Raw genomic sequence first — 25022 nt, 5'->3', positions numbered from 1 at the left:
CGGAGAGAGAAACTATGTTTGAACCTATGGAACTTACCAATGACGCGGTGATTAAAGTCATCGGCGTCGGCGGCGGCGGCGGTAATGCCGTTGAACACATGGTGCGCGAGCGCATCGAAGGTGTTGAATTCTTCGCGGTGAATACCGACGCTCAGGCGTTGCGTAAAACGGCGGTTGGACAGACCATTCAGATTGGTAGTGGCATCACCAAAGGTCTGGGCGCGGGAGCAAACCCGGAAGTAGGCCGTAATGCGGCAGACGAAGATCGTGAAGCTCTGCGTGCAGCGCTTGACGGCGCAGACATGGTGTTTATCGCAGCTGGCATGGGCGGCGGTACCGGTACCGGTGCAGCGCCAGTGGTTGCTGAAGTAGCAAAAGATTTAGGTATTCTGACCGTTGCTGTCGTGACTAAGCCTTTCAACTTTGAAGGTAAGAAGCGTATGGCATTCGCGGAGCAGGGTATCACCGAGCTGTCCAAACATGTGGACTCTCTGATCACTATTCCGAATGACAAGCTGCTGAAAGTGCTGGGTCGCGGTATCTCCCTGCTGGATGCGTTTGGCGCAGCGAACGACGTGCTGAAAGGCGCAGTCCAGGGTATCGCTGAACTGATTACTCGTCCGGGCCTGATGAACGTCGACTTTGCAGACGTGCGCACCGTGATGTCCGAAATGGGCTACGCGATGATGGGTTCAGGCGTGGCAAGCGGTGAAGACCGTGCAGAAGAAGCTGCTGAAATGGCTATCTCTTCTCCGCTGCTGGAAGACATCGATCTGTCTGGTGCGCGCGGCGTGCTGGTCAACATTACTGCGGGCTTCGACCTGCGTCTGGATGAGTTCGAAACCGTCGGTAACACGATTCGTGCCTTTGCATCGGATAATGCGACCGTGGTTATCGGTACCTCTCTGGACCCGGATATGAACGACGAACTGCGCGTCACCGTTGTTGCAACTGGAATTGGTATGGACAAACGTCCTGAAATCACTCTGGTGACCAACAAGCAGGTACAGCAGCCGGTAATGGATCGTTACCAGCAGCACGGCATGGCGCCGTTGACGCAAGAGCAGAAACCGGTAGCGAAAGTGGTTAACGACAATACGCCGCAAACCACCAAAGAGCCGGATTATCTGGATATCCCAGCATTCCTGCGTAAGCAAGCTGATTAAGAATTAGCTGGAATTTGGGAATTGTGGCTCTTTGTGCTAAACTGGCCCACCGAATGTATAGTACACTTCGGTTGGATAGGTAATTTGGCGAGATTATACGATGATCAAACAAAGGACTCTTAAACGTATCGTTCAGGCGACTGGCGTCGGTTTGCATACCGGCAAAAAAGTCACCCTGACATTACGCCCTGCGCCGGCCAACACCGGGGTCATCTATCGTCGCACCGACTTGAATCCTCCGGTAGATTTCCCGGCCGATGCCAAATCTGTGCGTGATACCATGCTCTGTACGTGTCTGGTCAATGAGCATGATGTACGGATTTCAACCGTAGAGCACCTTAATGCTGCTCTGGCGGGTTTAGGTATCGATAACATCGTTATTGAAGTTAACGCACCGGAAATCCCGATCATGGATGGCAGTGCCGCTCCGTTCGTTTATCTGCTGCTTGATGCAGGTATTGAAGAACTGAGCAGCGCCAAAAAATTTGTTCGCATCAAAGAGACCGTTCGTGTCGAAGATGGCGATAAGTGGGCTGAGTTTAAGCCGTATAATGGTTTTACGTTGGATTTCACCATCGACTTTAACCATCCGGCGATCGACTCCAGCACGCAGCGCTACGCGATGAACTTCTCTGCGGATGCGTTCATGCGTCAGATCAGCCGTGCGCGTACTTTCGGCTTCATGCGTGATATCGAATATCTGCAGTCCCGCGGCCTGTGCCTGGGCGGCAGCTTCGATTGTGCCATCGTTGTTGACGATTATCGCGTATTGAACGAAGACGGCCTGCGTTTTGAAGATGAATTCGTTCGTCACAAAATGCTCGACGCGATCGGTGACTTGTTCATGTGTGGTCACAACATTATTGGTGCATTTACCGCGTATAAATCCGGTCATGCATTGAATAACAAACTGTTGCAGGCGGTCCTGGCAAAACAGGAAGCCTGGGAATATGTGACCTTCCAGGACGATGCAGAACTGCCGTTGGCGTTCAAAGCACCATCGACCGTACTGGCATAACGACATACGCTGTCGCATAAATTCGACTGGTAAATCTGGCACTCTCTCCGGCCAGGTGAACCAGTCGTTTTTTTATCTTCCGAGTGCAAACCACCTTATCTGAAGCGACTTTTTCCCCGCAGGTAGATTAAAATACCGTTCGATCGCTGCTTTCTTAAGCATATTTACCCGCGACTTGCTGTCATTACTGCTGTGGTGCGAACGCATTAATGGTAAGATTTGTGCGCAAAAAATGGTTTTGCATTTGTAACCCCAAACGCAGGGTATATCAGGTGGCAATAACGTGAGTGGAATACTGACGCGCTGGCGACAGTTAGGCAGACGGTACTTCTGGCCGCATCTCCTGTTGGGGATGGTCGCGGCTAGTTTTGGCCTGCCCGCGCTCGGTAATGCTGCTGAACCTAATACCCCCGCGAAGGCGACCGCCAGCAATCACGATCAAGGTGCTAAAGTTAACTTTAGCCAGCTTGCTTTGCTGGAAGCGACTAATCGCCGCCCAAATTTTACCGTCGATTACTGGCATCAACATGCCATTCGTACGGTTATCCGCCATCTTTCTTTTGCCATGGCGCCTCAGGCGTTGCCCGTTGCCGAAGAGCCATTGCCAATCCAGGCGCACCATCTTGCGTTACTGAATACGCTCAGCGCGATGCTGACGCAGGAAGGCACTCCGCCCGCGACAGTAAGTCGCGTGACATACGCACACTTTACCTCTCAGGCCGCGTTTAGCGTTCCGGTCTGGATCAGCCAGCTGCAGGGTATCCGCGCTGGTCCTCAACGCCTCAGCTAAAAAAGAACCTTCCAACTTATAATTTTTGACTCCGCACCGCGGGGCGTTTGAGATTTTATTATGCTAATCAAATTATTAACGAAAGTATTCGGTAGCCGTAACGAGCGTACGCTGCGTCGTATGCGTAAAGTGGTCAATGTCATCAACGCGATGGAACCGGAGATGGAAAAACTCTCCGATGATGAACTGAAAGCGAAGACCGCTGAATTCCGCGCCCGTCTGGAAAAAGGTGCCAGCGTTGAGAGCCTGATCCCGGAAGCGTTCGCCGTAGTGCGTGAAGCGAGTAAACGCGTGTTCGGTATGCGTCACTTCGACGTTCAGCTGCTGGGCGGTATGGTGCTTAACGATCGCTGCATCGCGGAAATGCGTACTGGTGAAGGTAAAACCCTTACCGCGACGCTGCCAGCCTACCTGAACGCATTAAGCGGGAAGGGCGTACACGTGGTTACCGTGAACGACTATCTGGCTCAGCGTGATGCCGAAAATAACCGCCCGCTGTTTGAATTCCTCGGCATGACCGTTGGTATCAACATGTCTGGCCTGCCTGCGCCAGCCAAGCGTGAAGCCTACAACGCCGATATTACTTACGGTACCAACAACGAATACGGCTTTGACTACCTGCGTGACAACATGGCGTTTAGTCCGGAAGAGCGTGTTCAACGTAAACTGCACTATGCGCTGGTCGATGAAGTCGACTCCATCCTGATCGATGAAGCGCGTACGCCACTGATCATTTCCGGCCCGGCTGAAGACAGCTCGGAAATGTACAAAAAAGTGAATAAAATCATCCCGCACCTGATCCGTCAGGAGAAGGAAGATTCCGACACGTTCCAGGGCGAAGGCCACTTCTCAGTTGATGAGAAAGCGCGCCAGGTTAACCTGACCGAACGTGGTCTGGTGCTGATTGAAGAGCTGCTGGTTAACGAAGGCATTATGGACGAGGGCGAGTCACTGTACTCTCCGGGCAACATTATGCTGATGCACCACGTGACTGCCGCACTGCGTGCGCACGTGCTGTTTACCCGCGACGTAGACTACATCGTGAAAGACGGCGAAGTTATCATCGTCGATGAACACACCGGTCGTACCATGCAGGGGCGCCGCTGGTCCGATGGTCTGCACCAGGCTGTTGAAGCTAAAGAAGGCGTAGAGATCCAGAACGAGAACCAGACGCTGGCATCTATTACCTTCCAGAACTACTTCCGTTTGTACGAAAAACTGGCCGGTATGACCGGTACAGCCGACACTGAAGCGTTTGAATTTAGCTCCATCTACAAACTGGATACCGTGGTTGTGCCGACCAACCGTCCGATGATCCGTAAGGATTTACCGGATCTGGTGTACATGACCGAAGCGGAAAAAATTCAGGCAATCATTGAAGATATTAAAGAGCGTACCGCAAATGGCCAGCCGGTACTGGTAGGTACTATCTCCATTGAAAAATCGGAAGTAGTGTCTAACGAGCTGAGCAAAGCGGGTATCAAACACAATGTTCTGAACGCCAAGTTCCACGCCAACGAAGCTGCAATCGTCGCCCAAGCGGGTTACCCGTCAGCCGTGACTATCGCGACGAACATGGCCGGTCGTGGTACCGATATCGTGCTGGGCGGTAGCTGGCAGGCGGAAGTTGCCGAGCTGGAAAACCCAACTCCGGAACAAATCGCGCAGATTAAAGCCGAGTGGCAGGTTCGCCATGACGCGGTATTAGCTGCCGGTGGCTTGCATATTATCGGTACCGAGCGTCACGAATCTCGCCGTATCGATAACCAGCTGCGTGGTCGTTCGGGTCGTCAGGGTGATGCGGGCTCTTCCCGTTTCTATCTGTCGATGGAAGATGCGCTGATGCGTATTTTTGCCTCTGACCGCGTGTCAGGCATGATGCGTAAACTGGGTATGAAGCCAGGTGAAGCCATTGAACACCCATGGGTGACCAAAGCAATTGCTAACGCGCAGCGTAAAGTGGAAAGCCGCAACTTCGATATTCGTAAGCAGCTGCTGGAATATGATGACGTTGCCAACGATCAGCGTCGTGCTATCTACACCCAGCGTAACGAACTGCTGGACGTAACTGACGTTAGCGAAACCATCAACAGCATCCGTGAAGATGTCTTCAAAGCAACTATTGATGCCTATATTCCGCCGCAGTCTCTGGAAGAAATGTGGGATATCCCGGGTCTGCAGGAACGTCTGAAAAACGACTTCGATCTTGAGATGCCGATTTCAGAGTGGCTGGATAAAGAGCCTGAGCTGCACGAAGAAACGCTGCGTGAACGTATCCTGGCAAACGCCATCGAAGTTTATCAGCGTAAAGAAGAAGTTGTGGGCGCGGAGATGATGCGTCACTTCGAAAAAGGCGTGATGCTGCAAACTCTCGACTCTCTGTGGAAAGAGCACCTTGCTGCGATGGACTATCTGCGTCAGGGTATCCACCTGCGTGGTTATGCGCAAAAAGATCCGAAGCAGGAATATAAGCGTGAATCCTTCTCTATGTTTGCCTCAATGCTGGAATCACTGAAATACGAAGTGATCAGCACCCTGAGCAAAGTTCAGGTGCGTATGCCTGAAGAAGTCGAAGCCATGGAGCAGCAGCGTCGTGAAGAAGCTGAGCGCTTAGCGCAGATGCAGCAGTTGAGCCATAAAGGCGACGATTCTGCCGCGGCAGAAGAGCTGGCAGCACAAACTGGCGATCGTAAAGTGGGTCGTAACGATCCGTGTCCTTGCGGCTCTGGCAAAAAATACAAACAGTGCCACGGCCGTCTGAGCTAAGAAAATAACTTACTGAAAAGGCGCAGAATTCTGCGCCTTTTTTATGGACGATAAAGATGAAAATACTGCAAATCGCCGTCGGGATTATTCGTAATCAGCAACATGAAATTTTTATCACCCAGCGTGCGGCTGATGCCCACATGGCAAATAAGCTGGAATTCCCCGGCGGGAAAATTGAAGCGGGCGAAACGCCGGAGCAGGCGCTGATTCGCGAGCTACAGGAAGAAGTGGGGATCACGCCGACTCAAAGCTCATTGTTCGAAAAGCTGGAGTATCAGTTTCCGGACAGGCATATCACTCTGTGGTTCTGGCTGGTTGAAAGCTGGGAAGGCGAGCCGTGGGGAAAAGAGGGGCAACCGGCGCAGTGGATTGCGCAAGATGCTCTGAATGCGCAGGATTTCCCGCCCGCGAATGCACCGGTCATTGAAAAGCTGATTGCTGGCTAATGGCGCTATAGGCCGGATAAGGCAACGCCACATCCGGCAAATTATGGCGGGGGCGCTACGCTTGCTCGCCCTACGTTTTAGTTCTTAGGCCTGATAAGCGCAGCGCCATCAGGCAAAACAACATAAAATGCCGGATGCGGCGTTACCTAATCCGACCCACCGTTTTAGCAGAATTACTTCTGCTCTTCACTCCAGTCGTCGCTTTCTGACAGATCACCAGAGCTTGGGATGCGTTTCTCTTCTGCGGCCCACTCTCCCAGATCGATTAACTGGCAGCGCTTGCTGCAGAATGGGCGAAACGGACTGACCTCAGCCCATACTACAGGCTTGCCGCAGGTTGGGCAGTTGACGATGGTTTGTTCAGACATGTTGACTCCTTAACAGCACGCCAGTTCAAAATCGAGGCGCTCAGGCACCTGACCATTCTCGCTATCCAGCGGCATAAAGCGGATGGCAAAACGGCTCTTATGACCAGAAATTTGCGGATAAAGCAGCGAATCAAGCGGCAGCTGCAAGCGTAGCAGATCTGCATCTTCGCCGTTGTCCTGATAAAAACCATTCAGGCTGGTTTGCTTACGAAACGGTGCTGAGTTGCGAATTAAATCCAGTACCAGCGACAGCGCCTGGTTGAGCGGATTCAGGCTGGCAAGCCAGGTTTCAACCTGCGCGTCACGATGCGACTGTGCCAGGTGTAACCAGATATGCAGAGTCGGCAGATCGAAACTGCAGCACCCGCCAGGAATACTTAAACGCTGACGTACGAGACCAATCAGACGATCTTCGCGCAGCGTCTGTCCAATACGCGGGGCAGAAATCAGAATGCTGCCTGCACTTTTTAGCTGCTGACGCAAAGAGTCGATTCTGCTTTGATCGACGCCGGGAACTTCGACCCAGGCCTGGAGTTTACGCTGCTGTCGCTCCAGTTCTTTGAGGAGTTCGGTACGGACTTCGCCGCGTTCAAATACATCCAGTAAATCTCCGATATTGCGGAAAAAATGCAGAGCGCCGGCATGGTCAGCAATAGGCAAATTAACGGAGAGCTGTTGGATTAAAAACTCAATGCGCAGCCATGTACGCATCTTCTCATTGAGAGGGTGTTCAAAAAGGACCTGGGTGTGCATTACGGTTTTTCCTGTGAGACAAACTGCGACGCGCATTGCAAATAGAGCGCGTGCAGGTGGGCGACATCCGAGGCGATGGCTTCCGGTGCGCCATTATTATCAATAACATCGTCTGCCACGGCCAGCCGCGCTTCACGCGTTGCCTGGGCAGCAAGAATTTGTTCAACATGCTCACGCGTGACGTCATCACGCTGCATGGTGCGTCTGAGCTGGGTTTCGGGGGTGACATCCACCACGAGTACGCGGTCGGCTTTTTTATACAGCGAATTTTCCACCAGCAAAGGGACAACCCATAGCAGATAAGGAGAGGTTGCTTGCTGAAACTGACGCTGGGTTTCCTGCTGAATAAGCGGATGAAGCAGAGCATTCAGCCAGCTTTTCTCCTCAGGATTGGAAAAAATGCGTTCGCGTAAAATGCGTCGCTGCAACGATCCGTCTGCGGCTATAACGTCGGAACCAAAATGTTCTTCGATCGCCTTAAGAGCAGGTGTGCCGGGTTCAACCACCTGGCGCGCAATAATATCTGCATCAATGACGTTTATTCCGAGGTCAGCGAACGCATTTGCAACGGTGCTTTTACCACTGCCAATGCCGCCGGTTAAGGCTACCGTATACCTCATAGATGCCGATCCTGGAGTTTAAGTTTGATTATCAAACAGTTAAAAGTTATGCGTGCGAAGGCGAGGCTGCTGCAGGATTAACCTACTATTCGCCAGGTAAATTTATGGGATTGTAGCGTAAAAAAAGAGAATTTCGCAGTCTTGCGCGGCATTGATTAGTGCGTATGATAGCGTCACTGGAGTTGTGAGTTTCGATTTTTCGCCATTAACCCCAGGAATCCGCACATGCGTATCGAAGAAGATCTGAAGTTAGGTTTCAAAGACGTTCTTATCCGCCCTAAGCGTTCTACTCTCAAAAGCCGTTCCGATGTTGAGCTGGAACGTCAATTTACCTTTAAGCATTCAGGTCAGACCTGGTCCGGCGTACCTATTATTGCCGCGAACATGGACACTGTCGGGACGTTTGCCATGGCAACGGCACTGGCATCCTTCGACATCCTGACCGCTGTGCACAAACACTATTCTGTTGAAGACTGGGCCGCCTTCATCGCAGAGAGCTCTGCCGATGTGCTCAAACACGTAATGGTTTCAACCGGTACGTCTGATGCAGATTTCGAAAAAACTAAACAGATTCTGGCGCTCAACCCCGCGTTGAACTTTATCTGTATTGATGTGGCCAATGGCTACTCAGAGCATTTTGTTCAGTTCGTGTCGAAAGCGCGTGAAGCATGGCCGACTAAAACGATCTGTGCGGGCAATGTGGTCACCGGTGAAATGTGTGAAGAGCTGGTGCTCTCCGGTGCTGATATTGTCAAAGTCGGCATTGGCCCAGGTTCTGTATGTACCACGCGTGTAAAAACCGGCGTTGGCTATCCACAGCTTTCTGCGGTTATTGAATGCGCCGATGCAGCCCACGGTCTGGGTGGCATGATTGTCAGCGACGGCGGCTGCACAATGCCGGGTGACGTGGCAAAAGCGTTCGGTGGCGGCGCAGACTTCGTGATGCTCGGCGGCATGCTGGCTGGTCATGAAGAAAGTGGCGGCAAAATTGTTGAAGAGAACGGTGATAAATTCATGCTGTTCTACGGTATGAGCTCTGAATCTGCCATGACGCGTCACGTAGGTGGTGTTGCACAGTATCGCGCTGCAGAAGGTAAAACTGTCAAGCTGCCACTGCGCGGCCCGGTTGATAATACCGCTCGCGATATCCTCGGCGGTTTGCGTTCTGCTTGTACCTATGTGGGCGCATCCCGTCTGAAAGAGCTGACCAAACGTACAACGTTTATTCGTGTACAGGAACAAGAAAACCGCGTTTTCAATAGCCTGTAAGAACAGCTAGTTCTGTGAAATGCCTGATGGCGTTACGCCGCCATCCGGCATTTGAATCTATCCCACCCCGCTCATCGCATCTCCCAAATGGAAAATCGGTAAATACATCGCGACGACCAGCGTACCGATGATAAGCCCCGTAATGACCAGCAACGCAGGCTCAAGTAATGCAGCCAAATTCTCAGCCTGAGCCAGGGTTTTCTCGCCATGGTGATGAGCAAGATTACGCAGCATTGCATCCAGCGAGCCGGAAGCTTCACCAGTTCTGACCAGCTGTATACACAATGGGCTGAATTCACAGCTATTTTTAAGCGCTAACCAGATCGGTTTTCCAGAGCTGATGTCCTGCTGAACCAGTGCTAAACGTTGCGACCAGAAAGGGTTAGCCAGCGTTTCGGTAACGCTCTCAAGACCCTGCAAAAAGGGAATGCCCGCATTTTGCGTTAACGCCAGAACAGTGAATATCTGCGTGAGTTTTTGCCCTCTCACCATCGGCCCTATGACCGGGAGGCTGAGCAGCAATTTCTGGCGCAGAATGAGCCAGTACGGTTTCTGCTTTATCAAATGATGTGTGGCAACTGCTACCAGGCCAAGTGCTACCGCCAGCCATCCCCATTGGCTGCTACAGTGTGCGATGGTAATAATCCACTGAGTGAGCGCCGGTAGCGGGGTGTTGAACGTCTGGTAGATAGCGGCAAACTCAGGGAGTACAAACTGCAGAATCGCAAATACGACCATCACCGCCATTGTTATGATGATGATCGGATAGCGCAGGGCTTTTTTAACTTTATCAGCAAGTTGCTGTTGTTTCTTTTGCTGGTAGGCGAGTTCAAAACAGCAGTCGTCCAGCTTACCCGTAAGTTCTCCGGTACGGATCATTGCCTGGTAAAGGGGCGGAAAAACGTGTTGCCATTGTGATAACGAGGCGGAGAGGGTTATGCCCTGTTCCATATCGTAAGCCAGCGTACGCAGTAGCGCCTGCCATTGAGTGCTGGGATGCTGTTCAGCAAGCAGAGCTAGCCCTGTTGAGAGCGTTAACCCTGCTTTTAGCAATGTCGCCAACTGGTGTATGGTTTCGGCACTTCTTGTACGGCTCCAGTGCGAGGTTTTGACACGCATACGTTTAATGCGCAGCGGCGTAATCTGTTGTTTCTCAAGAGCCAGCATCAATGACGGTCGGGTATCGGCCCATAGCGTTCCTTCCAGCGATCTACCTTCGTTGTTAATGCCTTGCCAGCGCCAAAGCTGTTTAGTGGACATGAGGCATGCCCAGTACACGAATCAGCTCTTCAAATGTCGTTAACCCTTGCTCGACGGCCTGACAGCCATTCTCGAAAAGCGTTCTCATTCCTGATTGCTGAGCATCAGATTCCACTTCGTCTACGGATGTGCCACTGGCAATACTCTGACGTAATGCCGGAGTAACAGGGAGCACTTCAAACAATGCCGTACGGCCATAAAATCCGTGATAACAATGTTTGCAGCCAGGGGCCTGCCAATTCGGTAGTGGTGTAGGCCAGACAGTTTTCGGGAGCGTGATAGGCGTACTCTGACGTTGTCGGCAATGGGGGCACAACTTTCTGACCAACCGCTGTGCAATAACGAGCGTCAGCGCGGAGGCGATCATCCAGCGTGCGACACCCATTTGTTGCAGGCGCACCAGCGTTTCACTGGTGGAATTGGTATGCAGCGTAGAAAGAACCAGATGGCCTGTTTGTGCGGCTTTAAGGGCTATTTCGGCCGTTTCGCCATCGCGGATTTCACCCACCATGATAATGTCGGGATCCTGGCGCAGCAGCGCGCGCAATACGCCCTGAAAAGTCAAACCGGCGCGTGGGTGAATTTGCGTCTGGTTGAGACCTGCGATCGGGATCTCTACCGGATCCTCCACGCTACAAAGATTCACATCCGGGGTGTTTCGGGTTTGCAGCGCACTGTACAGCGTGACCGTTTTACCGCTTCCGGTAGGCCCGGTAACCAGAATCAGCCCCTGAGGCTGCTGCAAGGCTTGCGAAAATGCGGCCAGCTGCGCGTCTTGCATTCCCAGCGCCGCGATCTCCAGTGACTGATCGACCTGATGAAGTAGCCGTAACACGACTTTTTCGCCGTAGCGACAGGGCAGGGTGGCGATGCGAAACGAGACCGGCTCTCCTGAAATCTCAACGGTAAATTGTCCGTCTTGTGGAAGCCGATGCTCGGCGATATCCAGGCTGCCTAATACTTTTAACCTTGCGGTGATGGCTATGCCCATCTCGGTCATGACTTCCGGTAACGCGTGAAGCACGCCATCTACGCGTAATCTGATTCGATAGTGATTTTCCTCGGGTTCAAAATGAATATCAGAAGCCCGTTGCGTCAGAGCGGAATGAAACGTCTGATTCAGCAAGTCTGCTGCGCTTGCGCTGCTTTTCGTGACTACTGCCGGGAGCATTTTCTGCGGTGTATGCGTGTGGCCTTCCATTTGCTGACGTGTCCAGCAGACAATGTGGATGTGTCGGGTGGTGGCAAAATGCAGCGCATCCAGCAGCTCGTGTGATGGGGCGTCTACGACGGCGATATGCACCACTTCATTGTCTGCATCCAGTAATATTGCCTGATAACGTTGGCATAGTGCCGTAAGTTGGGTGGTGTTCATCTCTGTTCCTTAGTGGGTATCGAAGCGGAAAACGTCTTCACAGGCCTGCTGCAATGCGCTGTCGTTCTGGATGACGCAGTTTCGGTTCCAGCCGGTAATGCCGTTGGCATTGTCCCAACCTGGCGTCATGGTGATGCTTAGCCCGTTCAGGCTTTCCTGCCCACTAAGGCTGACAACTCCCTTTTCAACGCTCATGGCTGAGACGTAACGGGTAGTTGTTGGAGAGGGAATACCATTCGTTCCGGCATCGCAGGTATTTGTTCCGCCATGCTCCAGTGCACAGAGCTCAACCGCCGTGCGATAGGGGACAAATGTTTGCAGCATGTCCGTCAGCGCGGCTTTGCGCAGATAGTTTTGATATGCCGGAATGCCGATGGCGCTAAGGATGGCAATAATGCCAATCACCACCATGAGTTCGATAAGCGTAAAGCCTCGTTGCTTGTTCATCGTTCGCTCCTTGAGTTTGCTGGCGCTACTTTGGCAAACCGACGGGAGGACGGCGAGAGACAAAAAACAAAACGGGAAAGCGGGTTCAGAGGATTTTTACGAAATTACAGAGTCAGACAATGTACTTGCGAAGAGACTCGAAGAAACTGCCGGGTGGTGGTGTAAATGCCGTATTCGGCTTACGGAATAAACCTGTGTAGTAGGCCCGATAAGCGAAGCGTCATCGGGCAATACAATCAGCAATTAGCGAAATCGCATGGAGAGATCGAGTGCGCGAACATGTTTGGTCAGCGCGCCAACGGAGATAAAGTCCACACCGGTTTCGGCAAATTCGCGCAGCGTTTCATGGGTGACGTTGCCCGACACTTCCAGACGCGCCTGGCCGTTGGTGCGTTTTACCGCTTCGCGCATTTGGTCAGTTTCGAAGTTATCGAGCATGATGATATCGGCCCCGGCTTTCAGCGCGTCGTCCAGTTCATCCAGGCTTTCTACTTCGACTTCAACCGGCACATCCGGGTGCAACCAGAAGGCTTTTTCGACGGCCTGACGTACCGAGCCGGAAGCAATAATGTGGTTTTCTTTAATCAGGAAGGCGTCGGACAGCCCCAAACGATGATTCGCGCCGCCGCCGCACAATACGGCGTATTTTAGCGCGGTACGCAGTCCCGGCAGGGTTTTGCGCGTATCCAGCAGTTGGGTCTTGGTTCCCGCTAACAGGTCGACGTATTTACGCACTTCACTCGCTACACCTGAAAGCGTCTGCACAAAATTCAGCGCAGTACGTTCACCGGTCAGTAAAACGCGGGAAGGGCCGTCCAGTTCAAACAGCGGCTGATTGGCCTTTATGCTGTCGCCATCTTCGACATGCCAGGTGATGTTGACATCATCGCCAGCCAGCTGAATAAAGACCTCTTCCACCCAACGTTTTCCACAAAAAACGCCATCTTCGCGGGTGATTACGGTGGCATGGGAGCGCATGTCTTCGGGTAAAAGCTGTGCGGTGATATCGTTATTGGCATCAACTTCTCCGCCTAAATCTTCACGCAGCGCCTGAGCTACAGCGGCAGGGATATCCAGATTTATGCGTTCCAACAGCGCGTCACGTCGGTAGTCAGGGTTATAGCGGCGAGGCGGCATGATAAAACTCCAAATTGCTAACGAATCATAAGGTGGAAACATGCTACCCTGAACCTGATATGAGCACCACCAATAAGGAGATTCTGCATGTTGTTAGACGAGGGCTGGCAGAGGCGCGACGCGTTCCCTCTCCGCATTACGATTGCCGCCCGGATGACGAAAACCCTTCTCTGCTGGTGGTGCATAATATCAGCCTGCCGCCCGGCGAGTTTGGCGGCCCGTGGATAGACGCGCTGTTTACGGGCACGATTGATCCCAACGCCCATCCTTATTTTGCCGGGATCGCCCATCTGCGTGTTTCGGCCCATTGTTTGATTCGCCGTGACGGTGAAATCGTGCAATATGTGCCTTTTGATAAACGCGCCTGGCATGCGGGTGTGTCGAGCTATCAAGGGCGAGAACGCTGTAATGATTTTTCAATTGGTATTGAGTTGGAAGGGACGGATACGCTGGCCTATACCGATGCGCAGTATCAGCAACTGGCTGCCGTGACGAATACTCTGATTACGCGTTATCCGGCCATTGCTAACAACATGACAGGACATTGCAATATTGCGCCCGAGCGTAAGACCGATCCCGGGCCGTCCTTTGACTGGGCAAGGTTCCGCGCCCTGGTCACCCCCTCGTCGCACAAGGAGATGACATGACGCTGTTTACAACATTATTGGTGTTGATTGTTGAACGCCTGTTTAAGCTGGGTGAGCACTGGCAGCTTGATCACCGGATTGAAGCTTTTTTCCGCCGGATTAAGCATTTTTCGATGATGCGTACGGTAGGCATGACTCTGATTGCGATGGGAGTGACGTTTCTGCTACTGCGCGCACTTCATGGGCTGTTGTTTAATGTTCCGTTGCTGGTGGCGTGGATCTTAATTGGCTTGCTGTGCATCGGTGCTGGCAAGGCGCGCCTTCACTATCACGCTTACCTGAACGCGGCTGCTCGCGATGATGCTCACGCCCGTGATGCGATGGCCAGCGAGCTGACGCTTATCCATGGGGTTCCGCCGGACTGCGATGAGCGTGAATTCTTGCGCGAACTGCAGAACGCGCTGTTATGGAACAACTTCCGTTTTTATCTGGCGCCGTTATTTTGGCTGATTGTCGGTGGTCCGTGGGGACCTGTGACGCTGGTCGGTTATGCTTTTTTACGCGCCTGGCAGTCCTGGCTGGCGCGCTATCAGACACCGCACCAGCGTCTGCAATCAGGCATTGATGCGATCCTGCATGTGCTGGATTGGATCCCGGTGCGTCTGGCGGGCGTGGTCTATGCGCTGTTGGGACATGGTGAGAAAGCGCTGCCGGCCTGGTTTGCCTCGCTTGCGGATCTGCACACGTCGCAATATCAGGTGCTTACGCGTCTGGCGCAGTTCTCGCTGGCGCGTGAACCGCACACCGATAAAGTCGAAACGCCAAAAGCCGCCGTTTCGCTGGCGAAGAAAACCTCGTTTGTGGTGGTGGTGGCTATTGCGGTGCTCACCATTTATGGGGCATTAGTATAGCGTTGTGCCGGATGGCGCTAATGCTTATCCGGCCTACAATGAAAAAACGTGTAGGCCCGGTAAGCGCTAGCGCCACCGGGCAGTGCAACGGTTTAGTTCGTATCAGCAGGCGGCACGCCAAAATCTGGCATGCCGTTTTCGTCCCAACGCACGGGCTTCAGACGAGTGTGGCGGTTTGGGTCGTACAGCGGATCGCCCTCGATTTCGGTGTAGTTTCTCGCGTGATACACCAGTACATCTTCACCTTCCGGCGTTTGTGTAAAGCTGTTGTGTCCTGGCCCAAACTGGCGGTTTTCATAACTGGTGGTAAAGACCGGACGCGGTGATTTGTGCCAGTTCTGCGGTTTGAGCGGATCGGCGTTGAGGTCAATCCACAATAATCCCATACAGTAGTTCTCATCGGTGGCGCTGGCGGAATAGCTGATAAACAGCTTATCGCCATGAACCATGACGGCAGGACCTTCATTGACCCAAAAACCCCGGCATTCCCAGTCATACTCAGGATGACTTAGCATGACCGGCTCGCCTTTAATCGTCCATGGATTTTCCAGCTCAGCGAGATAGATATTGGAGTTTCCGGCGATATCGGGCGACTTCTGCGCCCAGAGGTACCACTGTTTTCCCTGATGGTTAAAGGTGGTGGCATCAAGCGCAAAGGTATCAAACTGCGTTTTAATCTGACCTTTCTCCGTCCACTGCCCGGTCAACGGATCGGCGTCGGCACATTCGAGCGCAAACATGCGATGCTGGAACATCCCCAGCTTGTCGAGCGACTGTGTGTGGGTGGCAGCAAAATAGATGTACCACTTGCCTGCCAGATGATGGATTTCGGGTGCCCAGATGAGTTGGCTCATGGGGCCGCTTTCTGGTTTGCGCCAGACGACAACCGGGGCGGCGGTGCGCAACCCCTCCAGCGAGTCGGCCCGGCGTATCTCCAGTCGGTCATATTCGGGTACTGAAGCAATGAAATAATAGTGGCTACCGTCACGTAAGATAAACGGATCGGCACGCTGTTCAATAAAGGGATTTGGCCACTGATTCATTGGGCTTTCCTTACGGTTTCAGTCGTTTTTATATCGTGGTATTCATTCAGTTCACGGTAGTTGGCGCGGCGCTTTTCTAAATCTGTCTGGATTTGCTGCATAAACTCGCGGTCAACTTTAAGCAGACGAACCACGCCTGCGGTAATCAGGTAGCCTACGCCCGGTATGATGGTAAACAGCAGCATAATACCGTTAATGGCAGAGTCGCTTTGCGCTTTCGCCCCAGCGTCGTAACCGTACCAGGAGAGCAGGAAGCCGACCATCGCTCCGGCAATCGCCAGGCCCAGTTTCAGGAAGAACAGGTTACCGGAGAAGCTGATTCCGGTGATGCGTTTACCGGTTTTCCACTCGCCATAGTCATCGACATCCGCCATCAGCGACCAGTGCAGCGGAGAAGGAATTTGGTGCAGGATGTTGAGCAGGAAGTAGAGCACCATAATCATCATGGTGGCTTTCGGATCGAAGAAGTAAAACGCGGCAGAGAAAATCGCCAGGATAATATTGGTCCAGAAGAAGACTTTCAGTTTGCACCAGCGATCGGTTAATACCTTCGCCAACATACTGCCGATCATCATGCCGACCACACCAAGACTGATAAACAGCGTTGCGAACTGCGTGCTTTGCTGCATAACCCATGTCACGTAGTACATGGTGGCAGCCATGCGAATAAAGCCCGGACAGACGTTGCACAGTGTTAACAGCAGAATTTTTACCCACTGATCGTTCTTCCACACGTCTTTCAGATCGGCTTTTAAATCGTCATTGGTCTGGACAGCAGGGCGCACGCGTTCACGGACCGTAGCGAAGCAAAACAGGAACATACACATGCCGATGAAAGCCAGAACCGCCATCGCCATCTGATACCCTTTGGCTTTGTCTTCCCCGCCGAACCAGTCGGCCATTGGCAGCAAGGTGAGGGACAGCAGCAGGGTTGCAATGCCTACCAACACAAAGCGATATGACTGGCAGGCGACGCGTTCCTTCGGATCGTTGGTGATGACGCTGCCGAGCGAGCAGTAGGGAATGTTGATCGCTGTATAAGTAATAGATAGCAGGAAGTAGGTAACGAACGCATAGATAACTTTGCTGTTATAGGTCCACTCTGGAGTGGTAAACATCAGTACGCTGAATAACGCGTACGGGAAAGCCATCCATAAAAGCCATGGACGAAATCGACCATATTTACTACGGGTGCGGTCGGCCATCGCGCCCATTATAGGGTCGGTAACGGCGTCGATAACGCGTACTGAGAGCAGTAATACGCCGACCAGTGCAGGTGCCAGACCAAAAATGTCTGTGTAAAAATAGTTAACAAACAACATGATGGCGCCAAAGATGATGTTGCATCCGGCGTCGCCCATTCCATAGCCGATCTTTTCTTTCACCGTGAGCTTACTGGTTTCCATCAACTGCACTCCATTAATGAGATATGGAGAGAATTATTGTCCGGTACCGGTATATTTGCGTTGCAGGATAACGCCGCTGATATGGACTAAACAGTCGTGAGTGGGAAAGTGTGAGACAGGTAACAACCCCCACCTGACGCAGGTGGGGGGAGGGGGGATTAATGCGCTTTAACCGCGCCGGCTGTTTTCTGTTTGCACAAGTAGCCGATGCCAAGAATAGCAATCCATACAGGGATTAAGTACACCGAGATCGCCATGCCCGGCGTCATCAGCATAATCACCAGTACTGCAGCCATGAAAATCAGGCACACCCAGTTACCCAGCGGATAGAGCAGCGCCGGGAAGCGGGTGGTAACACCCTGCTGCTGTTTGGCTTTGCGGAACTTCATGTGCGCCAGGCTAATCATTGCCCAGTTGATCACCAGTGCGGAAACCACCAGCGCCATCAGCAGGCCAAAGGCGGATTCCGGTGCCAGGTAGTTGATCAGCACACACAGAGCCGTCACCAGTGCGGAAACCAGAATGGTGTTCACCGGTACACCGCGTTTGTCGACGTTCATCAGCGCTTTCGGCGCATTGCCCTGCTGTGCCAGACCGAACAGCATACGGCTGTTGCAGTATACGCAGCTGTTATAGACAGAAAGGGCGGCAGTCAGCACTACGATGTTCAGGGCATTAGCAACAAAGGTGTCGCCCAGTTCGTGGAAAATAAGGACAAACGGGCTGGTATCCGCCGTGACACGTGTCCACGGCATCAGGGAAAGCAGAACCGCCAGCGAACCCACATAGAAAATCAGGATACGGTAGATAACCTGGTTGGTCGCTTTGGGAATGCTTTGCTCCGGGTTATCCGCTTCTGCTGCGGTGATCCCGACCAGCTCCAGCCCACCGAAAGAGAACATAATAATAGCCATCATCATCACCAGACCGGTGAAGCCATGCGGCAGGAAGCCTCCCTGGTCCCACAGGTTGCTGACGCTGGCCTGCGGGCCGCCGTTACCGCTAAACAGTAACCAGCCGCCGAACAGGATCATCGCTACGACGGCAATGACTTTAATAATGGCGAACCAGAACTCCATCTCACCAAACACTTTCACGTTGGTCAGGTTGATGGCGTTGATCAGCACAAAGAAGGCAGCCGCAGACACCCATGTTGGGATCTCCGGGTACCAGAACTGGATGTATTTACCCACGGCAGTTAGCTCTGCCATGGCAACCAGCACGTACAGCACCCAATAGTTCCAGCCGGAAGAGAACCCCGCGAAACCGCCCCAGTATTTATAAGCAAAGTGACTAAATGAGCCTGCAACGGGCTCTTCAACCACCATTTCACCTAACTGACGCATAATCAAAAAGGCGATAAAGCCGGCAATAGCGTAACCCAGAATAATACCCGGCCCTGCAGACTGGATAACGGATGCGCTACCGAGGAATAACCCGGTACCAATCGCGCCACCCAGCGCGATTAGCTGTATATGGCGGTTCTTAAGGCCGCGCTTGAGCTGATCGCCATGCTGTTGACTTTCCATCATGAAACCTCGTGTGTGGTTTTACTCTTCATATTTCGAGTGCTTATTTTTTGAACTACGCAGCAATGCGTGTGTAAGTTTGCAATTCCGTTTGTTGTATTAATTTGTTTACAGATGCTTTTGATAAAATGTTGCCTTAATACTTTTGTCTTGATCAGAATAATGATACGCGAGCGCGAATGCACCTGCTTTATGCGGGGAAGATGACGAGTTGAATAAAAAGAAACCATTTGTAAATGCAAGTTTATCTACCACAAAATTTCCATTTTGAATTTCTATTCATTAATAGTGGTTGATATATCGATAAATAAGCAGGTGAATCGGTTCAGATGAGATAATTTTTCGTTTCAATTCCGTTAAAACTACCCCGAGGTGGGTAAATTTAACATTTGTGCATAGTTACATGTTTGAAACGTTATTTCTGTAATGTTGTTAAAATATGCCTCCTTTACTGATTTCAATCAAAACCTGTATGGACAGATGGTGAATACTTTGTTACTTTAGCGTCAAGAACATGAAATTGGTAAGACCAATTGACTCCGGGCAAATGGCTTAAGACAGGAAATCATGGCCTACAGCAAAATCCGCCAACCAAAACTCTCCGATGTGATTGAGCAGCAGCTGGAGTTTTTAATTCTTGAGGGGACACTTCGCCCCGGAGAAAAACTCCCACCGGAACGCGAGCTGGCAAAACAGTTCGACGTCTCCCGCCCCTCCTTACGCGAGGCGATCCAACGCCTTGAAGCGAAGGGCTTACTGCTTCGTCGTCAGGGCGGTGGCACTTTTGTTCAGAGCAGCCTGTGGCAGAGCTTTAGCGACCCACTGGTAGAGCTGCTCTCCGACCATCCTGAATCCCAGTTTGACCTGCTTGAGACGCGCCATGCGCTGGAAGGTATTGCGGCTTATTACGCTGCACTGCGCAGCACGGATGAAGACAAAACGCGTATCCGTGAACTCCACCATGCGATCGAGCTTGCTCAACAGTCCGGCGATCTTGACGGCGAATCTGATGCGGTACTCCAGTATCAAATTGCTGTCACCGAAGCGGCACACAATGTGGTGCTGCTCCATTTGCTAAGGTGTATGGAGCCGATGCTGGCCCAGAACGTTCGGCAAAACTTCGAATTGCTGTATGCGCGTCGTGAAATGCTGCCACTGGTTAGCAGTCACCGTACCCGTATTTTTGAAGCAATTATTGCCGGGAAGCCGGAAGAGGCGCGTGAAGCGTCCCACCGTCACCTGGCGTTTATCGAAGAGATCCTGCTGGACAGAAGCCGTGAGGAAAGCCGTCGTGAACGCGCCTTACGCCGTCTGGAGCAACGAAAGAATTAGTGATTTTTCTGGTAGAACGTTAACCAGAAGATGTTGTAAATCAAGCGCCATATAAAGTGCGCGGCAACTAAACGCAGAACCTGTCTTATTACGCTCTCTGGCGAGAACGTAATGGGACAGGTTCCAGATAACTCAACGTATTAGATAGATAAGGAATACCCCCATGTCAGAACGTTTCCCAAATGACGTGGATCCGATCGAAACTCGCGACTGGCTACAGGCGATCGAATCGGTCATCCGTGAAGAAGGTGTTGAGCGTGCTCAGTATCTGATCGACCAACTGCTTTCAGAAGCTCGCAAAGGCGGCGTGAAAGTAGCGGCAGGTGCAGGGGCCAGCAATTATGTAAACACTATTGCCGTTGAAGATGAACCGGAATACCCGGGCAATCTGGAGCTGGAACGTCGTATTCGTTCTGCTATCCGCTGGAACGCCATCATGACCGTACTGCGCGCGTCTAAAAAGGACCTCGAGCTGGGTGGCCACATGGCATCCTTCCAGTCCTCCGCAACGGTATATGATGTTTGCTTCAACCACTTCTTCCGTGCACGCAACGAGCAAGATGGCGGCGATCTGGTGTACTTCCAGGGTCACATCTCTCCGGGCATCTACGCACGCGCATTCCTGGAAGGTCGTCTGACTGAAGAGCAGATGAACAACTTCCGTCAGGAAGTACATGGCAAAGGCCTGTCTTCCTACCCGCACCCGAAACTGATGCCAGAATTCTGGCAGTTCCCGACCGTATCTATGGGTCTGGGCCCAATCGGTGCTATCTACCAGGCTAAATTCCTGAAATATCTGGAACACCGTGGCCTGAAAGATACCTCTAAACAGACCGTTTACGCCTTCCTGGGCGACGGCGAGATGGATGAGCCAGAATCTAAAGGTGCGATCACCATCGCGACCCGTGAAAAACTGGACAACCTGGTCTTTGTTATCAACTGTAACCTGCAGCGTCTTGACGGCCCGGTAACCGGTAACGGCAAGATTGTTAACGAACTGGAAGGCATCTTCGCGGGCGCTGGCTGGAACGTTATCAAAGTCATGTGGGGCGGTCGTTGGGATGAGCTGCTGCGTAAAGACACCAGCGGTAAACTGATCCAGCTGATGAACGAAACCGTTGACGGTGACTACCAGACCTTCAAATCCAAAGATGGCGCATACGTACGTGAGCACTTCTTCGGTAAATACCCGGAAACCGCAGCACTGGTTGCTGACTGGACTGACGAGCAGATTTGGGCTCTGAACCGTGGTGGTCACGATCCGAAGAAAGTCTACGCTGCACTGAAAAAAGCGCAGGAAACCAAAGGCAGAGCAACTGTAATCCTGGCCCATACCATCAAAGGTTACGGCATGGGTGACACTGCTGAAGGTAAAAACATCGCTCACCAGGTTAAGAAAATGAACATGGACGGCGTGCGTTATATCCGCGACCGTTTCAACGTTCCTGTGACCGATGAGCAGGTTGAAAACCTGTCTTACATCACCTTCCCGGAAGGTTCTGAAGAGCACACTTATCTGCACGCTCAGCGTCAGAAACTGCATGGCTACCTGCCAGCTCGTCAGCCGAACTTCACCGAGAAGCTGGAACTGCCGGCTCTGGAAGACTTCGGTGCGCTGCTGGAAGAGCAGAACAAAGAAATCTCCACCACTATCGCTTTCGTTCGTGCCCTGAACGTGATGCTGAAGAACAAGTCGATCAAAGATCGTCTGGTTCCGATCATCGCTGACGAAGCGCGTACTTTCGGTATGGAAGGTCTGTTCCGTCAGATTGGTATCTACAGCCCGAACGGTCAGCAGTACACCCCGCAGGACCGTGAGCAGGTTGCTTACTACAAAGAAGACGAGAAAGGTCAGATCCTGCAGGAAGGTATCAACGAACTGGGTGCAGGCGCATCCTGGCTGGCTGCTGCGACTTCTTACAGCACCAACGATCTGCCGATGATCCCGTTCTACATCTACTACTCCATGTTCGGGTTCCAGCGTATTGGTGACCTGTGCTGGCAGGCAGGCGACCAACAGGCTCGTGGCTTCCTGATTGGTGGTACTTCCGGTCGTACGACGCTGAACGGTGAAGGTCTGCAGCACGAAGATGGTCACAGCCATATTCAGTCTCTGACTATCCCGAACTGTATCTCTTACGATCCGTCTTACGCGTACGAAGTTGCGGTCATCATGCACGATGGTCTGGAGCGTATGTACGGTGAGAAACAAGAGAACGTTTACTACTACATCACCACGCTGAACGAAAACTACCACATGCCGGCAATGCCAGCAGGTGCCGAGGAAGGTATCCGTAAAGGTATCTACAAACTCGAAACCCTCGAAGGTAAGAAAGGTAAAGTTCAGCTGCTGGGCTCCGGTTCTATCCTGCGTCACGTGCGTGAAGCAGCACAGATCCTGGCGAACGACTACGGTGTAGGATCTGACGTTTACAGCGTAACCTCCTTCACTGAACTGGCGCGTGATGGCCAGGATTGTGAGCGCTGGAACATGCTGCACCCGCTGGAAACTCCGCGCGTTCCGTACATCGCTCAGGTGATGAACGACGCTCCGGCAGTAGCATCTACTGACTATATGAAACTGTTTGCCGAACAGGTTCGTACTTATGTACCGGCTGATGATTATCGCGTACTGGGTACTGACGGTTTCGGTCGCTCTGACAGCCGTGAAAACCTGCGTCACCACTTCGAAGTTGATGCTTCCTACGTGGTTGTAGCGGCCCTGGGCGAACTGGCTAAACGTGGCGAAATCGATAAGAAAGTGGTTGCTGACGCAATCATCAAATTCAACATCGATGCAGATAAAGTTAACCCGCGTCTGGCGTAAGAGGTAAAAGAATAATGGCTATCGAAATCAATGTACCGGACATCGGGGCTGATGAAGTTGAAATCACCGAGATCCTGGTCAAAGTAGGCGACAAAGTTGAAGCTGAACAGTCGCTGATCACCGTAGAAGGCGACAAAGCCTCTATGGAAGTTCCGTCCCCTCAGGCGGGTATCGTTAAAGAGATCAAAGTCTCTGTTGGCGACAAAACTGAGACCGGCAAACTGATCATGATTTTCGATTCCGCCGACGGTGCAGCAGCTGCTGCACCTGTTCAGGCAGAAGAGAAGAAAGAAGCAGCTCCGGCAGCAGCACCTGCTGCCTCTGCGGCGAAAGACGTACACGTACCTGACATCGGCGGCGACGAAGTAGAAGTTACCGAGATCATGGTTAAAGTGGGCGACACCGTTGCGGCTGAACAGTCTCTGATCACCGTTGAAGGTGACAAAGCCTCTATGGAAGTTCCGGCGCCGTTCGCAGGTACCGTCAAAGAGATCAAAATCAACACGGGTGACAAAGTGTCTACCGGTTCCCTGATTATGGTCTTCGAAGTGGCGGGCGCAGCGCCTGCTGCAGCACCGGCTCAGGCGGCTGCTCCAGCAGCAGCGGCGGCTCCGGCTGCTTCCGGCTCGAAAGAAGTTAACGTACCGGATATCGGTGGTGACGAAGTTGAAGTCACTGAAGTGATGGTTAAAGTGGGCGATAAAATTGCCGCTGAGCAGTCACTGATCACCGTTGAAGGCGATAAAGCGTCGATGGAAGTTCCGGCACCGTTCGCGGGTACCGTGAAAGAAATCAAAATCAGCACCGGCGACAAAGTTAAAACCGGTTCTCTGATTATGGTCTTCGAAGTCGAAGGCGCAGCACCTGCAGCCGCTCCTGCACAAGCAGCTGCTCCGGCTCCGGCCGCTGCACCAGCGCCTGCGCAAGCCGCAGCTCCGGCCGCGAAAGCGGAAGGCAAATCTGAGTTTGCTGAAAACGACGCTTACGTTCATGCAACGCCGCTGATTCGTCGCCTGGCGCGCGAATTCGGTGTGAACCTGGCGAAAGTGAAAGGTTCTGGCCGTAAAGGTCGTATCCTGCGTGAAGACGTTCAGGCTTACGTGAAAGACGCTATCAAGCGTGCTGAAGCGGCTCCGGCTGCAGCAGCAGGTGGCGGTATCCCGGGCATGCTGCCTTGGCCGAAAGTGGACTTCAGCAAGTTTGGTGAAATCGAAGAAGTGGAACTGGGCCGTATCCAGAAAATCTCTGGTGCTAACCTGAGCCGTAACTGGGTGATGATCCCGCACGTTACTCACTTCGATAAGACCGATATCACCGATCTGGAAGCGTTCCGTAAACAGCAGAACGCCGAAGCTGAAAAACGTAAACTGGACGTGAAATTCACCCCAGTAGTCTTCATCATGAAAGCCGTTGCCGCAGCTTTGGAACAGATGCCGCGCTTCAACAGCTCCCTGTCTGAAGACGGTCAGCGCCTGACCCTGAAGAAATACATCAACATCGGTGTAGCGGTTGATACTCCGAATGGTCTGGTTGTTCCGGTCTTCAAAGACGTGAACAAGAAGAGCATTACCGAGCTGTCTCGTGAACTGACCGTGATCTCCAAGAAAGCGCGTGATGGCAAGCTGACCGCTGGCGAAATGCAGGGCGGTTGCTTCACCATCTCCAGCATCGGTGGCCTGGGTACTACCCACTTCGCGCCGATTGTGAACGCGCCGGAAGTGGCTATCCTCGGTGTCTCCAAGTCCTCTATGGAGCCAGTGTGGAACGGTAAAGAGTTTATGCCGCGTCTGATGATGCCGATTTCGCTCTCCTTCGACCACCGTGTAATTGACGGTGCGGATGGTGCGCGCTTTATCACCATCATCAACAACATGCTGTCTGACATTCGCCGCCTGGTGATGTAAGCGAAAAAGCCGGCCCGACGGCCGGCTTTTTTCTGGTAATCTCATGAAGTCAGTGAGGTTATTGTGCG

21 protein-coding genes are annotated in these 25022 nt (G+C 52.4%); 11 read left to right on the top strand and 10 right to left on the bottom strand.

The window, feature by feature from the left end:
• The first annotated feature begins 14 nt into the window (after positions 1 to 14).
• From ftsZ to mutT, 5 genes are all read left to right on the top strand, one after another.
• Positions 15 to 1166 carry a cell division protein FtsZ gene (gene ftsZ, locus SK38_RS13670; protein ID WP_003018753.1) on the top strand — a complete coding sequence of 384 codons (1152 nt, stop codon included), beginning with the start codon at positions 15 to 17 and terminating at the stop codon, positions 1164 to 1166.
• 100 nt (positions 1167 to 1266) lie between these two features.
• Positions 1267 to 2184, top strand: coding sequence for a UDP-3-O-acyl-N-acetylglucosamine deacetylase (gene lpxC / locus SK38_RS13665; protein WP_006686706.1), 918 nt, complete (start codon positions 1267 to 1269; stop codon positions 2182 to 2184).
• Between the two features lie 283 nt (positions 2185 to 2467).
• Positions 2468 to 2974, top strand: a complete 507-nt coding sequence (gene secM, locus SK38_RS13660; protein WP_003829520.1) for a secA translation cis-regulator SecM — start codon at positions 2468 to 2470, stop codon at positions 2972 to 2974.
• A gap of 60 nt (positions 2975 to 3034) precedes the next feature.
• Complete coding sequence (secA, locus tag SK38_RS13655) at positions 3035 to 5740, top strand: preprotein translocase subunit SecA (protein WP_003829517.1); 2706 nt, start codon at positions 3035 to 3037, stop codon at positions 5738 to 5740.
• Positions 5741 to 5796: 56 nt separating this feature from the next.
• Positions 5797 to 6186: an 8-oxo-dGTP diphosphatase MutT gene (mutT, locus tag SK38_RS13650; protein ID WP_008786200.1), complete on the top strand. Its 390-nt coding sequence runs from the start codon at positions 5797 to 5799 to the stop codon at positions 6184 to 6186.
• 173 nt (positions 6187 to 6359) lie between these two features.
• On the opposite strand, the gene yacG is transcribed toward mutT, so the two are convergent.
• Genes yacG through coaE form a run of 3 tightly spaced genes read right to left on the bottom strand, consistent with a single transcriptional unit; the run spans position 6360 to position 7927 of the window.
• Entirely contained in the window at positions 6360 to 6554 is a 195-nt protein-coding gene (yacG, locus tag SK38_RS13645; RefSeq protein ID WP_003018740.1) for a DNA gyrase inhibitor YacG, read from the bottom strand.
• A gap of 9 nt (positions 6555 to 6563) precedes the next feature.
• Positions 6564 to 7307, bottom strand: a complete 744-nt coding sequence (gene zapD, locus SK38_RS13640; protein WP_003829513.1) for a cell division protein ZapD — start codon at positions 7305 to 7307, stop codon at positions 6564 to 6566.
• Complete coding sequence (coaE, locus tag SK38_RS13635; protein WP_048236137.1) at positions 7307 to 7927, bottom strand: dephospho-CoA kinase; 621 nt, start codon at positions 7925 to 7927, stop codon at positions 7307 to 7309. Before coaE ends, zapD begins: the two co-directional genes overlap by 1 nt.
• 225 nt (positions 7928 to 8152) lie before the next feature.
• Between coaE and SK38_RS13630 the strand changes: the two genes are divergently transcribed.
• Positions 8153 to 9196, top strand: coding sequence for a GMP reductase (locus SK38_RS13630; RefSeq protein ID WP_048236136.1), 1044 nt, complete (start codon positions 8153 to 8155; stop codon positions 9194 to 9196).
• A 57-nt stretch (positions 9197 to 9253) separates the two neighbouring features.
• Here the strand turns inward: SK38_RS13630 and hofC are convergent, their stop codons facing one another.
• From hofC to nadC, 4 genes are all read right to left on the bottom strand, one after another.
• Positions 9254 to 10456: a protein transport protein HofC gene (hofC, locus tag SK38_RS13625; RefSeq protein ID WP_048236135.1), complete on the bottom strand. Its 1203-nt coding sequence runs from the start codon at positions 10454 to 10456 to the stop codon at positions 9254 to 9256.
• A complete protein-coding gene (gspE, locus tag SK38_RS13620) occupies positions 10446 to 11831 on the bottom strand; it encodes a type II secretion system protein GspE (protein ID WP_048236134.1) in 1386 nt (461 codons plus the stop codon). The genes hofC and gspE overlap by 11 nt, the downstream gene beginning before the upstream one ends.
• A gap of 9 nt (positions 11832 to 11840) precedes the next feature.
• Complete coding sequence (ppdD, locus tag SK38_RS13615; RefSeq protein WP_032942370.1) at positions 11841 to 12278, bottom strand: prepilin peptidase-dependent pilin; 438 nt, start codon at positions 12276 to 12278, stop codon at positions 11841 to 11843.
• 243 nt (positions 12279 to 12521) lie between these two features.
• Positions 12522 to 13415, bottom strand: a complete 894-nt coding sequence (gene nadC / locus SK38_RS13610) for a carboxylating nicotinate-nucleotide diphosphorylase (RefSeq protein ID WP_003837454.1) — start codon at positions 13413 to 13415, stop codon at positions 12522 to 12524.
• Between the two features lie 59 nt (positions 13416 to 13474).
• On the opposite strand from nadC, the gene ampD reads away from it, so the two are divergent.
• Together ampD and ampE are read left to right on the top strand one after the other, a co-directional pair.
• Positions 13475 to 14062 (top strand): 1,6-anhydro-N-acetylmuramyl-L-alanine amidase AmpD, encoded by a 588-nt coding sequence (ampD, locus tag SK38_RS13605; RefSeq protein WP_048236133.1) that lies wholly within the window; start codon positions 13475 to 13477, stop codon positions 14060 to 14062.
• Positions 14059 to 14913 (top strand): beta-lactamase regulator AmpE, encoded by an 855-nt coding sequence (ampE, locus tag SK38_RS13600; protein WP_048236132.1) that lies wholly within the window; start codon positions 14059 to 14061, stop codon positions 14911 to 14913. The genes ampD and ampE overlap by 4 nt, the downstream gene beginning before the upstream one ends.
• Before the next feature lie 92 nt (positions 14914 to 15005).
• Here the strand turns inward: ampE and SK38_RS13595 are convergent, their stop codons facing one another.
• The 3 genes from SK38_RS13595 to aroP all read right to left on the bottom strand — a co-directional run bounded on the left by SK38_RS13595 (position 15006) and on the right by aroP (position 18894).
• Positions 15006 to 15956 carry a glycoside hydrolase family 43 protein gene (locus SK38_RS13595; RefSeq protein ID WP_048236131.1) on the bottom strand — a complete coding sequence of 317 codons (951 nt, stop codon included), beginning with the start codon at positions 15954 to 15956 and terminating at the stop codon, positions 15006 to 15008.
• Positions 15953 to 17362, bottom strand: coding sequence for a glycoside-pentoside-hexuronide (GPH):cation symporter (locus SK38_RS13590; RefSeq protein ID WP_048236130.1), 1410 nt, complete (start codon positions 17360 to 17362; stop codon positions 15953 to 15955). The genes SK38_RS13595 and SK38_RS13590 overlap by 4 nt, the downstream gene beginning before the upstream one ends.
• 158 nt (positions 17363 to 17520) lie before the next feature.
• Complete coding sequence (gene aroP, locus SK38_RS13585; protein ID WP_008786209.1) at positions 17521 to 18894, bottom strand: aromatic amino acid transporter AroP; 1374 nt, start codon at positions 18892 to 18894, stop codon at positions 17521 to 17523.
• A gap of 564 nt (positions 18895 to 19458) precedes the next feature.
• Between aroP and pdhR the strand changes: the two genes are divergently transcribed.
• From pdhR to aceF, 3 genes are all read left to right on the top strand, one after another.
• Positions 19459 to 20223 (top strand): pyruvate dehydrogenase complex transcriptional repressor PdhR, encoded by a 765-nt coding sequence (gene pdhR, locus SK38_RS13580; RefSeq protein ID WP_003018699.1) that lies wholly within the window; start codon positions 19459 to 19461, stop codon positions 20221 to 20223.
• A gap of 163 nt (positions 20224 to 20386) precedes the next feature.
• Positions 20387 to 23050 carry a pyruvate dehydrogenase (acetyl-transferring), homodimeric type gene (gene aceE, locus SK38_RS13575; RefSeq protein ID WP_048236129.1) on the top strand — a complete coding sequence of 888 codons (2664 nt, stop codon included), beginning with the start codon at positions 20387 to 20389 and terminating at the stop codon, positions 23048 to 23050.
• A 14-nt stretch (positions 23051 to 23064) separates the two neighbouring features.
• On the top strand, positions 23065 to 24954 hold the full coding sequence (gene aceF / locus SK38_RS13570) for a pyruvate dehydrogenase complex dihydrolipoyllysine-residue acetyltransferase (RefSeq protein WP_048236128.1): 1890 nt from the start codon (positions 23065 to 23067) through the stop codon (positions 24952 to 24954).
• Positions 24955 to 25022: the final 68 nt, after the last annotated feature.

Source organism: Citrobacter sp. MGH110 (assembly GCF_001037515.1).
Lineage (GTDB): Bacteria > Pseudomonadota > Gammaproteobacteria > Enterobacterales > Enterobacteriaceae > Citrobacter > Citrobacter portucalensis.
This window is presented reverse-complemented; position numbering and strand designations above follow the sequence as displayed.